The organism is Nonomuraea sp. NPDC050328, assembly GCF_044459405.1.
Classification (GTDB): domain Bacteria; phylum Actinomycetota; class Actinomycetes; order Streptosporangiales; family Streptosporangiaceae; genus Nonomuraea.
Genome location: NZ_JBITIW010000010.1, coordinates 211711 through 225187, shown reverse-complemented (window position 1 = coordinate 225187; position 13477 = coordinate 211711). Strand labels below are relative to the sequence as shown.

17 protein-coding genes and 1 tRNA gene are annotated in these 13477 nt (G+C 69.2%); 9 read left to right on the top strand and 9 right to left on the bottom strand.

The window, feature by feature from the left end; all coding sequences use genetic code 11:
• Nucleotides 1-7 precede the first annotated feature (7 nt).
• From ACIBG7_RS32985 to galU, 6 genes are all read right to left on the bottom strand, one after another.
• Nucleotides 8-574 (bottom strand): hypothetical protein, encoded by a 567-nt coding sequence (locus tag ACIBG7_RS32985; protein ID WP_357922746.1) that lies wholly within the window; start codon nt 572-574, stop codon nt 8-10.
• Between the two features lie 124 nt (nt 575-698).
• Nucleotides 699-1322 (bottom strand): GNAT family protein, encoded by a 624-nt coding sequence (locus ACIBG7_RS32980; protein ID WP_357922744.1) that lies wholly within the window; start codon nt 1320-1322, stop codon nt 699-701.
• Between the two features lie 14 nt (nt 1323-1336).
• Nucleotides 1337-1810: a molybdenum cofactor biosynthesis protein B gene (locus ACIBG7_RS32975; RefSeq protein ID WP_397338718.1), complete on the bottom strand. Its 474-nt coding sequence runs from the start codon at nt 1808-1810 to the stop codon at nt 1337-1339.
• A 34-nt stretch (nt 1811-1844) separates the two neighbouring features.
• Nucleotides 1845-2324, bottom strand: coding sequence for a cyclic pyranopterin monophosphate synthase MoaC (gene moaC, locus ACIBG7_RS32970; RefSeq protein ID WP_357922739.1), 480 nt, complete (start codon nt 2322-2324; stop codon nt 1845-1847).
• Nucleotides 2321-3508, bottom strand: coding sequence for a gephyrin-like molybdotransferase Glp (gene glp, locus ACIBG7_RS32965; protein WP_357922735.1), 1188 nt, complete (start codon nt 3506-3508; stop codon nt 2321-2323). The genes moaC and glp overlap by 4 nt, the downstream gene beginning before the upstream one ends.
• A complete protein-coding gene (galU, locus tag ACIBG7_RS32960) occupies nt 3495-4397 on the bottom strand; it encodes a UTP--glucose-1-phosphate uridylyltransferase GalU (protein ID WP_357922732.1) in 903 nt (300 codons plus the stop codon). Before galU ends, glp begins: the two co-directional genes overlap by 14 nt.
• A gap of 26 nt (nt 4398-4423) precedes the next feature.
• On the opposite strand from galU, the gene ACIBG7_RS32955 reads away from it, so the two are divergent.
• The 6 genes from ACIBG7_RS32955 (at nt 4424) to mscL (ending at nt 8779) form a co-directional block, all read left to right on the top strand.
• On the top strand, nt 4424-4993 hold the full coding sequence (locus ACIBG7_RS32955; protein ID WP_357922729.1) for a 5-formyltetrahydrofolate cyclo-ligase: 570 nt from the start codon (nt 4424-4426) through the stop codon (nt 4991-4993).
• 18 nt (nt 4994-5011) lie between these two features.
• Entirely contained in the window at nt 5012-6517 is a 1506-nt protein-coding gene (locus ACIBG7_RS32950) for a potassium/proton antiporter (RefSeq protein ID WP_357922726.1), read from the top strand.
• A 72-nt stretch (nt 6518-6589) separates the two neighbouring features.
• Nucleotides 6590-6889: an FmdB family zinc ribbon protein gene (locus ACIBG7_RS32945; protein WP_357922723.1), complete on the top strand. Its 300-nt coding sequence runs from the start codon at nt 6590-6592 to the stop codon at nt 6887-6889.
• 66 nt (nt 6890-6955) lie between these two features.
• Entirely contained in the window at nt 6956-7762 is an 807-nt protein-coding gene (locus tag ACIBG7_RS32940) for an S-methyl-5'-thioadenosine phosphorylase (protein WP_397338717.1), read from the top strand.
• Entirely contained in the window at nt 7762-8355 is a 594-nt protein-coding gene (locus ACIBG7_RS32935; protein ID WP_397338716.1) for an SAF domain-containing protein, read from the top strand. The genes ACIBG7_RS32940 and ACIBG7_RS32935 overlap by 1 nt, the downstream gene beginning before the upstream one ends.
• A gap of 22 nt (nt 8356-8377) precedes the next feature.
• The gene (mscL, locus tag ACIBG7_RS32930; RefSeq protein ID WP_357922714.1) at nt 8378-8779 is read left to right on the top strand and encodes a large conductance mechanosensitive channel protein MscL; all 402 of its coding nucleotides are present in this window, start codon (nt 8378-8380) and stop codon (nt 8777-8779) included.
• On the opposite strand, the gene ACIBG7_RS32925 is transcribed toward mscL, so the two are convergent.
• The gene (locus ACIBG7_RS32925; RefSeq protein ID WP_397338715.1) at nt 8776-9897 is read right to left on the bottom strand and encodes a D-alanyl-D-alanine carboxypeptidase family protein; all 1122 of its coding nucleotides are present in this window, start codon (nt 9895-9897) and stop codon (nt 8776-8778) included. The genes mscL and ACIBG7_RS32925 overlap by 4 nt on opposite strands.
• Before the next feature lie 1264 nt (nt 9898-11161).
• On the opposite strand from ACIBG7_RS32925, the gene ACIBG7_RS32920 reads away from it, so the two are divergent.
• The 3 genes from ACIBG7_RS32920 (at nt 11162) to ACIBG7_RS32910 (ending at nt 13027) form a co-directional block, all read left to right on the top strand.
• Nucleotides 11162-11234, top strand: a tRNA-Arg gene (locus ACIBG7_RS32920).
• Nucleotides 11235-11664: 430 nt separating this feature from the next.
• Nucleotides 11665-12837, top strand: a complete 1173-nt coding sequence (locus ACIBG7_RS32915) for a hypothetical protein (RefSeq protein ID WP_397338714.1) — start codon at nt 11665-11667, stop codon at nt 12835-12837.
• Nucleotides 12722-13027, top strand: coding sequence for a GntR family transcriptional regulator (locus tag ACIBG7_RS32910; protein WP_397338818.1), 306 nt, complete (start codon nt 12722-12724; stop codon nt 13025-13027). Before ACIBG7_RS32915 ends, ACIBG7_RS32910 begins: the two co-directional genes overlap by 116 nt.
• On the opposite strand, the gene ACIBG7_RS32905 is transcribed toward ACIBG7_RS32910, so the two are convergent.
• Nucleotides 12987-13172 (bottom strand): hypothetical protein, encoded by a 186-nt coding sequence (locus ACIBG7_RS32905; RefSeq protein WP_397338713.1) that lies wholly within the window; start codon nt 13170-13172, stop codon nt 12987-12989. The two genes, ACIBG7_RS32910 and ACIBG7_RS32905, sit on opposite strands and share 41 nt — an antisense overlap.
• Entirely contained in the window at nt 13169-13369 is a 201-nt protein-coding gene (locus tag ACIBG7_RS32900; RefSeq protein ID WP_397338712.1) for a hypothetical protein, read from the bottom strand. The genes ACIBG7_RS32905 and ACIBG7_RS32900 overlap by 4 nt, the downstream gene beginning before the upstream one ends.
• Nucleotides 13370-13477 lie beyond the last annotated feature (108 nt).

Below are 13477 nucleotides of genomic sequence, written 5' to 3'. Positions count from 1 at the left end.
GCCATCCTCAGTCCCCAACCGCCCGACGGGGAGGTTCGGCGTACTGGTCGAAGAGCACATCCCCCTGCCGAGCCGTGAAGGCGATGATCTCCGCCTCGGCCTGAGCGGCGGCGAGTTCGGCGGCACGGCGCTGGTCACGGAGGCGGCGGCGCTGGCGCGCCCGGGCCTCGGCGGCACGCGCGCGACGCTCACGGTCGACACGGACGGCGATCCGGAGCACAGTGGCATAGCCGAAGAGCACGACGGCAGACGGCGCGACGCCCCACCACGGGATGACCTTCACCGCGGCCGTGACGACGGAGGCGAACACCAGCAGGAGCGAGAAGAACAGCAATCGCCGCCGCCGCGCGACGATGATCGACCGGTGGCGGGCGCGAATGTGCCGGAAGTCCGCGAGCGACCGCTCAAGGGTGTCCGGATCGTACGTTTCCTGGGCCTCGTCCAGCAGTTCGTCGGCGTCGTAGAACTCCTCCTCCAGCTCCTGGAGGTGCGTCTTGTCCCGGCGCAACCACATCGGGACCAGGACGCAGAGCCACATGACGACGATGGCGAGGTAGAGGAAGACCGGACTCACGGCCACCTCCGGGCAGCACGAAAACGAAGGGCGTCGGTTCGCGTCTTCGATGTGCTCACGTCACGCACCGTAAGACCGCGTGTCACTGATTGACGAGCATTCGATGCGGTGTGTCGCGAGATCGTCAAAGCTCTTCAACGGCGGACCCCGCTCGACGCCACTGGACGAGCAGGCCGCGAGGGGCGTCCTCGACGGTCAGGGCGTAGCAGATGTGGTCGCGCCAGGCGCCGTCGATGTGGAGATGTCGCCGTCTGACGCCTTCCTCCCGGAAGCCGAGTTTCTCCACCACCCGGCGGCTGGCCGCGTTCTCCGGCCGGATGTTGGCCTCGATGCGGTGCAGTCCCGCGGTGAAGAAGCAGTGGTCGACCGCCATGGCCAGCGCGGTCGGGGTGATGCCGTGCCCGGCGAGCGCGCCGTCGATCCAGTAGCCGACCTGCGCGGACCGGGCCGAGCCCCAGACGATGGCGCCGACGGTGAGCTGCCCGGCGAAGCGGCCCTGATAGGTCATGACCCACGGCATCGACATGCCCTGCCGGGCTTCCCGGCGCAGCGTGCCGACCATCGAGATGTACGGGCCGAGCCCGGTGCGGAACAACGGCGTCTCGGGGTTGCTCGGCTCCCAGGGACGCAGCCAGTCGGCGTTGCGCAGCCGGGTCTCGCGCCACACCCGGACGTCCGCAAGGCGCAGCGGTCGAAGGCCGACCGGTCCCTCGGTCAGCGTCGCCGGCCAGCCACGAAAACGATCCACACCTGCATCATCTCTCAGCGCGGGTGGTCACCACCACGGATCTGTTCCACCGCGTGCCGAAGGATTGGCGTCAGTACGGCAAGGCCGTCACGGACACCTCCGGTCGATCCGGGCAGGTTGACGATCAGCGTGTCGCCGGCCTGTCCGGCGAGCCCACGGGAGAGCACCGATGTGGGCACTCTGTCGCGGTTGGCCTGCCGCACCGCCTCGGCGATCCCCGGAATCTCGCGGCTGATGACGCGGGCGGTCATCTCGGGCGTGAGGTCCTGCGGGGTGAGACCGGTGCCACCGGTGGTGACGATGACGTCGTACCCCTCCTCGACGCCGCGCCGCAACGCCTCCTCGACGGGCTCGCCGTCGGGAACCACCTGCGGCCCATCCACCTCGCATCCGGCCTCGGCCAGACCGCCGGCCAGGATCGGGCCGGACCGGTCGGCGTAGACGCCGGCCGAGGCCCGGTTGGACACCGTGATCACCAACGCGCGCATCAGGCCGCCCTCCCCCGCGTGCGACCCCGCCACGTCACGGGCGGTTCCAGACGCCGGTCTTGCCGCCGGTCTTCTCCTCCACCCGCACGTCGGTGATCACTGCCGCGGGGTCGACCGCCTTCACCATGTCGATGAGCGCCAGGGCGGCCACCGAGACCGCGGTCAGCGCCTCCATCTCGACGCCGGTGCGGTCGGCGGTCTTCACCACGCAGGTGATCTCCACTCCGGCGTCGACCACCTCCAGTGACACCTTCACCCCGTGCAGGGCGATCGGGTGGCACAGCGGGATCAGATCGGGCGTGCGCTTGGCGCCCATGATCCCGGCGATCCGGGCCACGCCGAGCGCATCCCCCTTGGGGACCTCGCCGGAGCGGAGCAACGCCACGACCTCGGCCGACAGCAGCACCCGGCCGGTGGCGGTAGCCGTACGGACAGAGGTGTCCTTGGCGGAGACGTCGACCATCCGGGCGGCGCCGGTCTCGTCGAGATGGGTGAAGCCTGGCGTGCCGCTCACAGCCGGATCACCCGCACAGTCGCGCCCGACGGCACCTCGGTCAGCTCCTCCGGCACGACGATGAGCGCGTTGGCCGAGGCCAGCGCGGCGAGCTGGTGCGAGCCCTGCCCGTGCACCGGCATGACCGTGCCGTCGTCGCTCAGCACTCCGCGCAGGAACGAACGCCGTCCGGCGGGCGAGCGCAGCGGGGCGACGACCTGCGCGGTGGTCGCCATCGACGGCCCGTCGGGCAGCCCGCTCATCTTCCGCAACGCCGGAAGCACGAAGAGCACGAACGACACATAAGACGAAACGGGATTACCCGGCAAGGCGAAGATCGGGACCTGGTCCTCCCCCACCACCCCGAACCCCTGCGGCATCCCCGGCTGCATGGCGACCCGCTCGAACCGCACGGTGCCCAGCGGCGAGAGCGCCTCCTTGACCGGTTCGTAGGCCCCCATCGAGACGCCGCCGCTGGTGATCACGACGTCGGCCCGGACGAGCTGCGCGTCGAGCTGGTCGAGGAAGTCGGCGGGGTCGTCACCCACGATGCCCACCCGGAAGCTCTCGCCCCCGGCCTCGCGCACCGCCGCGGCCAGCGTGTAGCTGTTGGAGTCCCAGATCTGCCCGGGACCCAGCGGCGTGCCCGGCTCCACGAGCTCGGCGCCGGTCGAGATGACCACGACGCGCGGGCGCGGCCGTACCCAGACGCGACGCCGGCCCACCCCGGCGAGGATGCCGAGCTGGGCGGGGCCGATCAGCGTGCCGGGCTTCAGGACGACCTCGCCGGCCTGCACGTCCTCGCCGGCGCGCCGGATCGCGTTGCCCACTGGCGCCGCGCGATCGATCGTCACCGTGGCCGTGCCGCCGTCGGTCCACTCGACCGGCACCACGGCGTCGGCTCCGGCCGGCACCGGAGCGCCGGTCATGATCCGGACCGCGTGGCCGGGACCGACCGCGCGCAGCTCGCCGGAGCCCGCCGCGACGTCGTCGATCACCGGCAGGGTGACCGGGACCTGCGCCAGGTCGGCGGCGCGTACGGCGTAGCCGTCCATCGCCGAGTTGTCGAAGGGCGGCGACGGCACCGGCGAGGCGACCTCCTCAGCCAGCGTCGTGCCGAGTGCCCGCTCCAGCTCGACCTCGAGCGGGGCCAGGGTGCGCACCGTGGCGAGCACCTCGGCCAGATGGGCGTCAACCGATTTCATCAAGGAACTCCCGCAACCACGGCACGAACTCGGGCGCCAGGTCGGGCCGGTCGGCCGCGAACTTCACCACCGTGCGCAGGTAGTCGAGCTTGTCACCGGTGTCGTAGCGCCGCCCGCGGAACAGCACGCCGTGCACGGGGCCGCCCTCGTCGGTGGACCGCCCGGCCAGCGTGCGCAGCGCGTCGGTCAACTGGATCTCGTTGCCGCGGCCGGGCGGGGTGTTCTCCAGCACCTCGAAGACCGCGGGGTCGATCACATACCGGCCGATGATCGCCCAGTTGGAGGGCGCCTCGTCCACCGGGGGCTTCTCCACCAGGTCGGTCACGCGCACGACGTCGTCCTCCGACGTCGCCGAGATGGTGGCCACGCCGTACAGGGAGACCTGCTCCTTGGGGACCTCCATCAGGGCGATGACGCTGCCGCCGTAGGTGTGGCGGACCTCGATCATGCGCTTGAGCAGCTCGTCACGGTGGTCGATGAGGTCGTCGCCGAGCAGGCAGGCGAAGGCGTGGTCGCCGACGTGCTGCTTGGCGCAGAGCACGGCGTGGCCCAGGCCCTTGGGCTCGCCCTGCCGTACGTAGTGCAGGGTGGCCAGCGCCGCGGGCTCGCGCACCTGGGACAGGCGCTCGTCGTCGCCCTTGGCCTCCAGGACCTCTTCGAGCTCGAAGGCGCGGTCGAAGTGGTCCTCGATCGAGCGCTTGTTCTTGCCGGTGACCATGAGCACGTCGAGGAGCCCGGCGGAGGCCGCCTCTTCGACGACATACTGGATCGCGGGCTTGTCGACGATCGGCAACATCTCCTTGGGAGTTGCCTTGGTCGCCGGAAGGAACCGGGTGCCCAGACCCGCGGCGGGCACGACGGCTTTCGTCACAGGGTCGAAGTCAGACATGGTGTAGACCCTAGTGGAGGTGCTTCGTGGACAAGATAGGACTCCGTCGCAAGCTGATGGACAGGCGGCGGTCACTCTCCCCGGAGCAAAGACGGGCAAACTCGGTCGTCATTCGGGAAACCCTCCTGGATCAGCCGTGGGTGCAGATGGCCGGGCTGGTGGCCTGCTATGTATCTATCGGATCCGAGCCCGAGACACACGGGCTGGTGTTCGCCCTGTGGAAACACGGCGCGACAGTGATCTTGCCTGTGCATAACCCTGACGATGATCTGGACTGGGCGGTCTATGACGGCCCGGACACCCTCAAGCCGGGACGGTCCGGAATTCCGGAGCCGATCGACACCAGAAGGGGCGTCGAGGCGATCCGCACGGCCGCGCTGGTGATCGTCCCCGCGCTCGCCGTGGACGCGACCACAGGGGTACGGCTCGGCCGCGGCGGCGGCTCCTACGACCGCGCGCTGGCGAGGGTCGGGCCGAACGTGCCCACGGTCGCCCTGCTCCACGACGGCGAGCTGATCGAGGGCGTCCCGGCGGAGCCGCACGACCGGCCGGTGCGTTACGCGGCCACACCTGCGGGGCTAAAGGTGCTGCGCTGATCTAGTCTTATGCCGTAGATGAAGCCTGATGTCTGGATTCTGCTCGGCTCTGCCGTCGTCATTGCCGCCATCGCGTCGGTCGCCGTGGCGCATCGAAGCGGCCTGCCCAGCCTTCTGCTCTTCCTGGGCTTCGGCCTGCTGCTCGGCGATTCCGCGATCGGCATCCCGTTCAGCGACCCCGAGCTGGCCCAGCACATCGGGCTGTTCGCCCTCGCCGTCATCCTGGCCGAAGGCGGCCTGACCACCAACTGGCGACATGTCCGTCCATCGGTGCCCAGCGCGCTGATCCTGGCGACGCTGGGCGTGGGCGTCAGCATCCTGGTCGTGGCCACCGCCGTCCACCTGCTGCTCGGCACCGACCTGCGGCTGGCCCTGATCCTGGGCGCGGTCCTGGCCTCCACGGACGCCGCCGCGGTCTTCTCCGTGCTGCGCCGTCTGCCGCTTCCGCCCCGATTGTCGGGAATCCTGGAGGCGGAGTCGGGCTTCAACGACGCGCCGACGGTCATCGTGGTCGTGCTGCTGAGCAACGTCTCGCAGCCTGTCCCCAGCCTGTGGACGTTCGTCTGGAACGCGGCAATGGAGCTGGCGATCGGCGCGGTCGTGGCGTTCGTGGTCGGCCCCGCGGGCGTCTACGCGCTGCGCCGCGTCGCCCTCCCCGCCTCCGGCCTCTACCCCATCGCCGTCCTGTCCCTGACCTTCGTCTCGTACGGCGGAGCCGTACTGTTGCACGGTTCGGGGTTCCTCGCGGTCTATGTCACGGGTGTGCTCCTGGGGAACGCACGACTGCCACACCGCGCCGCGACCCGCGGTTTCGCCGAGGGCGCGGCCTGGCTGGCACAGATCGGGCTCTTCGTCATGCTCGGCCTCCTGGCCAGCCCGAAGAACATGGCCACCTCGATCGTCCCCGGCCTGATCGCCGGAATCGTCCTCATCCTGCTCGCCCGGCCGCTGTCGGTGATCGTCAGCGCCTTCGCAGCCAGGATCGGGCGGCTCGACCGGATCAACTGGCGCGAGCAGACCTTCCTGTCCTGGGCGGGATTGCGGGGAGCCGTACCGATCGTCCTGGCGACCATCCCGTGGGCGAGCGGCGTGCCGGGTTCGGAGGACCTCTTCGACCAGGTCTTCGTGATCGTCGTGGTGTTCACCCTGGTCCAGGGGCCGACGCTGCCCTTCCTCGCCCGCGTGCTGCGCCTGGACGGGCCCGGCGAGGCGCTGGATCTGGAGGTGGAGTCGGCGCCGCTGGAGGAGCTCAACGCCGACCTGCTCCAGATCAAGGTGCCGCCCGGCTCGCAGCTCCACGGTGTGGAGATCTTCGAGCTGCGGCTGCCGGCCGATGCGCAGGTCACGCTCATCGTCCGGGAGGGCCGCTCGTTCGTGCCGACCGACTCCACGCGCGTGCGCGTGGACGACCAGGTCCTCGTGGTGACCGCGGCGAGCTGCCGTGAGCAGGTCGAACGCCGGTTGCGCGCGGTCTCGCGGCGCGGCAAGCTGGCCGGGTGGCACGGCGAGCGCGGTATGGAATGAGTCAGCCGGTTGCGTCGTTTATGATTAGCAGTCGCGTTGGTAGAGTGCCAGAGTTTCCACGGGAGGAGCGTCGTGCCCACCTATCAGTACGTCTGCAACGACTGCGGTGAGCCGCTCGAGGTCGTCCAGAAGTTCTCCGACGACGCCCTGACGGTCTGCCCCTCCTGCGAGGGTGAGCTCCGCAAGGTTTTCTCCGCCGTCGGCATCGTCTTCAAGGGGTCGGGCTTCTACCGCACCGACAACCGCTCGTCCTCCTCGACCTCCACCGCGTCGACGACCGCGTCGGGCACGAACGGCAAGAGCGCCACGGAGACGAAGACCCCCGCGTCGACCTCCTCCGAGGCCAGCAAGCCGGCCGCCGCGGCCAGCTAGCCGGTTATCCACAGAACGCGATTCTGGAGCGGATGACGGTCACGGGCGCCCGCTAGTCTCAGCGCCATGGTCACTCGCGCTGAGATCGGCGTCATCGGCGGTTCGGGGTTCTACTCGCTGCTCGACGACGCGGAGGAGATCGAGGTCTCGACTCCTTACGGCCCGCCCAGCGACGTCGTCACGGTGGGCCGCATCGGTTCCCGTTCCGTCGCCTTCATCCCGCGCCACGGGCGCGATCACCGCTTCCCGCCGCACCGCATCCCTTATCGGGCCAACTTGTGGGCCTTGCGGGCGCTGGGCGTGACGCAGGTGCTCGCGCCCAGCGCCGTGGGCTCGTTGCGGCCGGAGATCGGGCCTGGTGCGCTCGTCATCCCCGACCAGTTCGTGGACCGCACCTCGGGGCGCGTCCAGACGTTCTACGACCTGAACGGCGCGGTGCACGTCTCGCTCGCCGACCCCTACTGCCCCACCGGGCGTTCGGTGGCGTTGTCGGCCGCGCGCTCGGCCAACTGGGAGACCATCGACGGCGGCACCCTCGTGGTCATCGAGGGGCCGCGTTTCTCCACCCGCGCCGAGTCCCGCTGGTTCACCGCCAACGGCTGGAGCATCGTCGGCATGACGGGCTTCCCCGAGGCCGTCCTGGCCCGCGAGCTGGCCCTCTGCTACACCTCGCTGTCCCTGGTCACCGACCACGACGCCGGGGTCGAGGCCGGCGAGGGCGTGACGCACGAGGAGGTGCTCGCCTTCTTCGCCGCCAACGTGGCCCGGATGCGTACTTTGGTCTCCGAGGCGGTCGCCGCCCTGCCCCGCGAGCGCACCTGCTCCTGCGGCTCGGCCCTCGACGGCATCAAGCTCCCCTTCGAGCTGCCCTGATGCACGCCTGGATCCGCCGGTTCGGCCGGCGCCGCCGGCTCATCGCGGCCGTACTGACGGGGGTGGCCCTGCTCTGCGTGCTGTCCGCCCTCCGTCCGGGGGCCGGATCGACGGTCCAGGTGCTGGTCGCCGCCCGCGACCTGGCTCCCGGCGTGCTTGGGGCCGGAGACGCGCATACCGTACGGCTGCCGCGGGCCGTGGTGCCCGACGGGGCGCTCGCGGCCGACCCGGTGGGCAAGGTGCTCGCGGCCCCCATGCGGCGCGGCGAGCCCTTCACCGACGTCCGCCTGCTGGGCGACTCCCTGCTCGCGCGGCTGCCCGCTGGGCAGGTCGCCACCCCGGTGCGGATCGCCGACCCCGACGCCGCCCGGCTGGTGCGCCCCGGCTCCACCATCGGCGTGCTCGCCTCCTGGGACGAGTCACCCGCCGCGCTGCCGGTGGCCGACGCGGTCACCGTGCTGTCCACACCCTCCGGAAACTCCGAGCACGGAGCTTTACTGGTGCTTGGCACGACCCCCGAACAAGCAGCTCAGCTCGCTGCCGCGCAGGCCGGCGGGCGACTCTCGATCATTCTTAAACATCACTCAGGGTAATCTCTACACTACGATTCGTCGCATGAGTGGATTCAAGAAGTTCCTCATGCAGGGGAACGTCATCGATCTCGCCGTCGCCGTGGTCATCGGCGCGGCCTTCACCTCCGTGGTCAACGCCTTCGTCACCAACCTGCTCAACCCGCTGATCGCGGCGATCGGCGGGCAGCCGGACCTGTCGGCGCTGACCTTCAACATCGGTGCCGGCGAGTTCAAGATCGGCCTGTTCCTCAACGCGGTCATCTCGTTCCTGCTGGTCGCCGCGGTGGTCTACTTCCTGATCGTCCGGCCGTACACGATCTTCCGCGACCGCCGGGCGGCGCTGGAGGAGAAGACCACGCGCGACTGCCCCGAGTGCCTGACGGAGATCCCGATCAAGGCCCGACGCTGCTCCCACTGCTGCGCCGAGGTCGGGGCCGCCGCCTAGAGGATCGAATCGGACTTGGGGTCGTACTCCCAGTGCCACGGCTCGAAGGGGCTGGAGTACGCCCAGTCCGGATGGATCCAGCCGTACCGCTTGCCGTTCTTCTCCAGCCAGTTGAACTCCGCGCTCCTGAAGCGCTCAACCCCTCCGCACAGGTCGACCGCCAGGCCGAGCCCGTGGTTGCTCCGTCCGGGCACCGCGGCGAAACCTGGGCGGCGGTAGTAGATCGACTGCTGCTCGCTCAGGTTGCGGTAGGCGTCGGTGACGCAGATGGCCCGGCCGAACTGCCGCCGGTAGGCCTCGTTGAGGCTCACGAAGGCGATCGCCGCGTCCGCCCTGAGCTGGTGCCCGCGCTGCTGCAGCGGGCACAGCAGGTTGCCGGGGATGAGGCCGTTGGGGTAGTCGTCGGCCAGGCTGATCTGAAGCGGGTTGCAGCCGAGCGCGTCCCGCTCCACCTTGTCGACCTTGATGCCCAGCTTCACCAGGGCCTGGGTCAGCGACTTGACGATCTTGTCCGAGCGCTGCCTGATCAGGTCCACCTCGGCGGAGAGCTGCGCCTCGGCCAGCAGGTTCGTGGCCCGTAGCTCCTGTGCCTCGCCGGCCAGCCTTGCCGCCTCCGCGTGCAGCCGGCCCGTCTCCTCCACCTCGCGCTGCCGTGCCGCCACGATCTCGCCCGCGTCGGCCATCGCCCGCAGCGTGGTCACGCCGGCGTCGCCGGACATGAACGACATGAACCCCTGGCTCATCGGCTGCTGGTACAGCGTCTCGGCGATCTGTGCCACCGGCTGGCGGCGGACGGTCAGCTCCTTCTCCGCCTTGGACAGGGCGGTGAGCAGGGTCTTGAGCTCCTTCTCCACCGTGGCTATCTCGGTCCGGCGCTTCACCAGGGCCTTGTCGGCCGCTTCCAGCTCCTTGGCGGACTTCTCGGCCTCCTTGCGGAGCTCGGTCAGATCCTTGGGGTCCTTGAATCCCTGTTCGGCTCCGCCTGTAACGGGGACTCCCTCTTGGGCGACTCCCTTGTGGGCGGCGGCCGCTGTGCCCGAGGTCGCCGCCGGGGCGCCGACGACGAAGCTCGTGGCCATGACGACCGCGATCAGACCCGCTGATCGGGGAGATGGCACCTCGGCTCCTCCGTTTGCCCACTCGTTACCCTGGTCAGGCACGCACGTTACTACAGGCTCCTCAGTGCCCGGACCCAACTCCGGAGAGCCGTTATGTCCCATTCACCGGGGTTGCCGGTCCGTTTTGCGGTCGATCCGCGACAACCTCGACACCCTTCAGGCATCCGGACCTTGGGGGATTTGCCGGGGTTTGTTCTGACGGCGCTGGTGACCCATCCCTCAGGCTGCGCGCAACCCCTTCTACGGCGAGCCCGAAGCAGTGCGTCCTAGTGTTGTACGCCGCTCGTTACAGCTCCTTGAGAGGCTTGCGGCACCCTGTGTGCCGACTCCCCCGCGCCGCCGCTCAAGACTCACGACAACTCCCACCGAACCCGCCACCCATGCGCGACACTTCCACCGCCTACCGCTCACACCTGCAGGCCTCCCACGCATCGCCTTCCGCTCACGCGAGCAAGACCCGGCGTGTCGCCGCCCACGACTCCCGCCAGCAAGGCCCCGCATTGCCGCCCATCACTCACGCCAGCAAGACGGGCACCGCCGCCTCCAGCTCAGGCCAACAAGACCCGTGTCATCGCCGTCCGCCTCTCAGGCCCGCGGCAACTCCTCCACCGCCTGCCGCTCATGCTCCCGACAGAGCTCCCACAACCAAGTCTCCCGCCACTCCCCCGGACACCCCGCCCGCGGCCGCACCCGCCTCTCAACCCGCGGACTCGGCCTCGCCCTCGTCCGAGGCTCCACCTCCCGCGGCACCACCGACGAACTCACCTCCGGCACCTCAGCCGCCACCACCGGCCGAGGCGCCGCCGACACCGGCTCCGGCAAAACCCCTTCATACGTCACATCCGGATGCGGCGGCGCCGGCGCCCAGGTCGGCTCGAACGCCACCACCCTGACCTCCACCCACCGAGCCCCCTCAGCCTCCCGCAACGGCACCACCCGGGCCCCCTCGCTCCGCCCCTCAGTGCCCCCGGCCTCCAGCCCGGCCCGATACCCCAACTCCCCCACCATCAGCCCCCCGGCCAGAATCGCCGGCGCCACCAAGGCCACCCCCAACGCGACCGGCCGCCTCCCCCGCTCCCGCCCGCGCGTCCGTTTACCCCGTCCTCTGGTCACCGTGGTGACGTTAGCCAGCTCCGGTGAACGCCTATGAGTAGCCTTGTCATGGCTTTACCGCAGTTCAGGCAGGCTATGACCTCCCTCCCGCCCGCTGTAGTGCGCGGCTGGTGCGGAGCGCCCTCAGCTTTCGCTAGGCTTAGGGAGATCCGCCTCCGTAGCTCAGGGGATAGAGCACCGCTCTCCTAAAGCGGGTGCCGCAGGTTCGAATCCTGCCGGGGGCACTCTTCTCCACCAGGCATTTTGGCCTCTGACCTGCGGTTTCTCAGCCGCAGGTCTTTTGCTTTCCAGACCCGGGTAGGTCGCCGAGAGCAGCCGTGTGCAGCCGTAGGACCTTGATCACGGGACATATGCGGGATGATCTTGGTGGTGACGCAGGCCACCCGAGGACCACGATTCTCGCTGCCGAACCCAATCCTTCGAACGACACCCCCTCGGCCTTAGCTAGGCAGCTCACTTCTTGTCGGCTGCCACGACAGCGCGAGGGTTTCCGGTAGATCGCAACCGGAAACGCCCTTCGGATTGAACCCGCCCGCGAGCGGGATGCGTACTTTCGGCGAGCCTCCGCCCATATCAGTTCGGGTGGGAGGCCTCGGGGTGAATCCGGATGGGAGATAGCCTGCGCATGTCCGCTGAAGATGCCGGAGGCCGGTCATGACCGAGCCACCCCTGGAGCTACAACCCAAGCCGTTCGACACTCAGTACTCCGGGATCAACCCGGATGTGATGGACCGGTTCGAGTCCCTGTTCTCCCGAGTCGGCGACCTGCTGCGGAGGAACGAGCCCGCGGTGCGGCGCGCCCTGGAGAAGCTGGAGCTGGATATCTCAGGGCTGAGCGCGATGCGGGAGGCGGAGATATGGATCCGCGCCACCAAACCTGAGCTGCAACGGCGCAACGACACGATCAAGGCGATGAACGACACGTGGAAGGTGTCGTCCGGGAGCGGTCTGATCGGGTTCGACGAGGAGTTGCACAAAAAGGTATCTCACGATCCTGACGCGTATGCGGCAGCGGTCTTCCTGCAGCAAAGCGCGAAGAGCTCCGAGGTGAACAAGCAGGCCCTGGCCCAACTGGAAAAGCATGCGAAGGACCCTCAGTTCGCGCTCAAGCTCCTGAATGCGCTGGGACCCGAGAAGTTCAAGGACGTGGCCGCCACAGCCGTACTCGATGAGAAGGACAAAGACGCGCAACGCCTGCTGGCCGCCCTCGGCACGGCACTGGGCGCGGCCAGCGCACAGCTCAGCTCCGAATGGCGACGTGGGCTCACCTCGGACCTCAAGCTCGGCCCGCACAGGGGTCTCGCTCGGGTCCTCACCCATGGCACCTACAACAGCGCGTTCCTGCTGGAGGTGGCCAGGAAGATGGACGCCGCCCAGCGAGCATCCATCAGCTCCGGCTCTCACGGGCGGCACCCGATGGCGGACGTGATGACGGCGCTGGGTAAAAACCCCGCGGCCGCCCAGGATTTCTTCAACAGCGGCGACACGCTGAAGTACTACACGACCGTGCACGCGCTGGGCGACGGCGGCCTCGCGGTGGGCGCGGCGCTGGAGGCGGCCACAATCACCTTCCGGGACAGCAGCGGGTCAGAGGCCCGCCCGTCACCGGGATATGTGTCTTGGTTGGTGTTTCGTGGTGTGATGGTGTGCGATGGTCAAGAACACCGGGCGGCCCGGCTATCTCCAGATCGCCGACGATCTCCGAGCGCAGATCCGAGGCGGCGCCCTCGCGCCCGGAACCCCGCTGCCCTCTACGGCTCAGCTCGCCGAGCGCTACGACGCGTCGTTGTCGGTGGTGAAGATGGCCGTCGGCATCCTGCGCAATGAGGGCCTGGTGATCGGCCAACAGGGCAAGGGCGTGTTCGTCCAGGACACCGACCAACCCGCGTCCGGCGACGTGGCCGACGAGGTGGCCGAGCTGCGTTCCGCCGTACAGGAGCTGTCGGTGCGACTGGCGCGAGTCGAGGAGCAGTTGGCTACGTCCACGACACCCCGTTCCGGACGTAGCAACCGGTGACCTTCCGAGCCAGCGCCGCGGATACGCCGGTCGGCCGGCTGCGCAGGCTCAGGGCCTTGTCCTCACGTCGGATGCCGACCAGGACGGCGATGTAACCCGCGACCAGCGCGGTTCCCAGCAGCGCGGCGATGATCAGTGCGATCACGTCCAGCTCACTCCCCTCAGGGTGAGGCCGCGCGGGTTACGCGGGGGACGTCGGGTCTTGATGCGCCGCCCGTGCCTCTTGGCCGTCTGCTTCCTGAGCCAGCGGCCCCGGGCCAGGCACTTGCGGCAGCGAGCCTGCCCGCGCTCCAGTTGGGCGCTGCACTCGCACGTGGGCTCGGGGTAGATCTCGTCAGTCATGCGATCACCTCTCCTTCCGTTGCTCTCGGCGTTGTGAATCGAGAATGCGACGGAGAGTTAGGACGAGATCACTACACGACGGGACATGTTCAAGACGTCCGTCCTACG

Coding starts and splice junctions, on each gene's coding strand:
- ACIBG7_RS32975 (WP_397338718.1), bottom strand. CDS start 1,810: ATGCGCGCGTTGGTGATCACGGTGTCCAACCGGGCCTCGGCCGGCGTC.
- glp (WP_357922735.1), bottom strand. CDS start 3,508: ATGAAATCGGTTGACGCCCATCTGGCCGAGGTGCTCGCCACGGTGCGC.
- galU (WP_357922732.1), bottom strand. CDS start 4,397: ATGTCTGACTTCGACCCTGTGACGAAAGCCGTCGTGCCCGCCGCGGGT.
- ACIBG7_RS32950 (WP_357922726.1), top strand. CDS start 5,012: ATGAAGCCTGATGTCTGGATTCTGCTCGGCTCTGCCGTCGTCATTGCC.
- ACIBG7_RS32940 (WP_397338717.1), top strand. CDS start 6,956: ATGGTCACTCGCGCTGAGATCGGCGTCATCGGCGGTTCGGGGTTCTAC.
- ACIBG7_RS32935 (WP_397338716.1), top strand. CDS start 7,762: ATGCACGCCTGGATCCGCCGGTTCGGCCGGCGCCGCCGGCTCATCGCG.
- mscL (WP_357922714.1), top strand. CDS start 8,378: ATGAGTGGATTCAAGAAGTTCCTCATGCAGGGGAACGTCATCGATCTC.
- ACIBG7_RS32915 (WP_397338714.1), top strand. CDS start 11,665: ATGACCGAGCCACCCCTGGAGCTACAACCCAAGCCGTTCGACACTCAG.
- ACIBG7_RS32900 (WP_397338712.1), bottom strand. CDS start 13,369: ATGACTGACGAGATCTACCCCGAGCCCACGTGCGAGTGCAGCGCCCAA.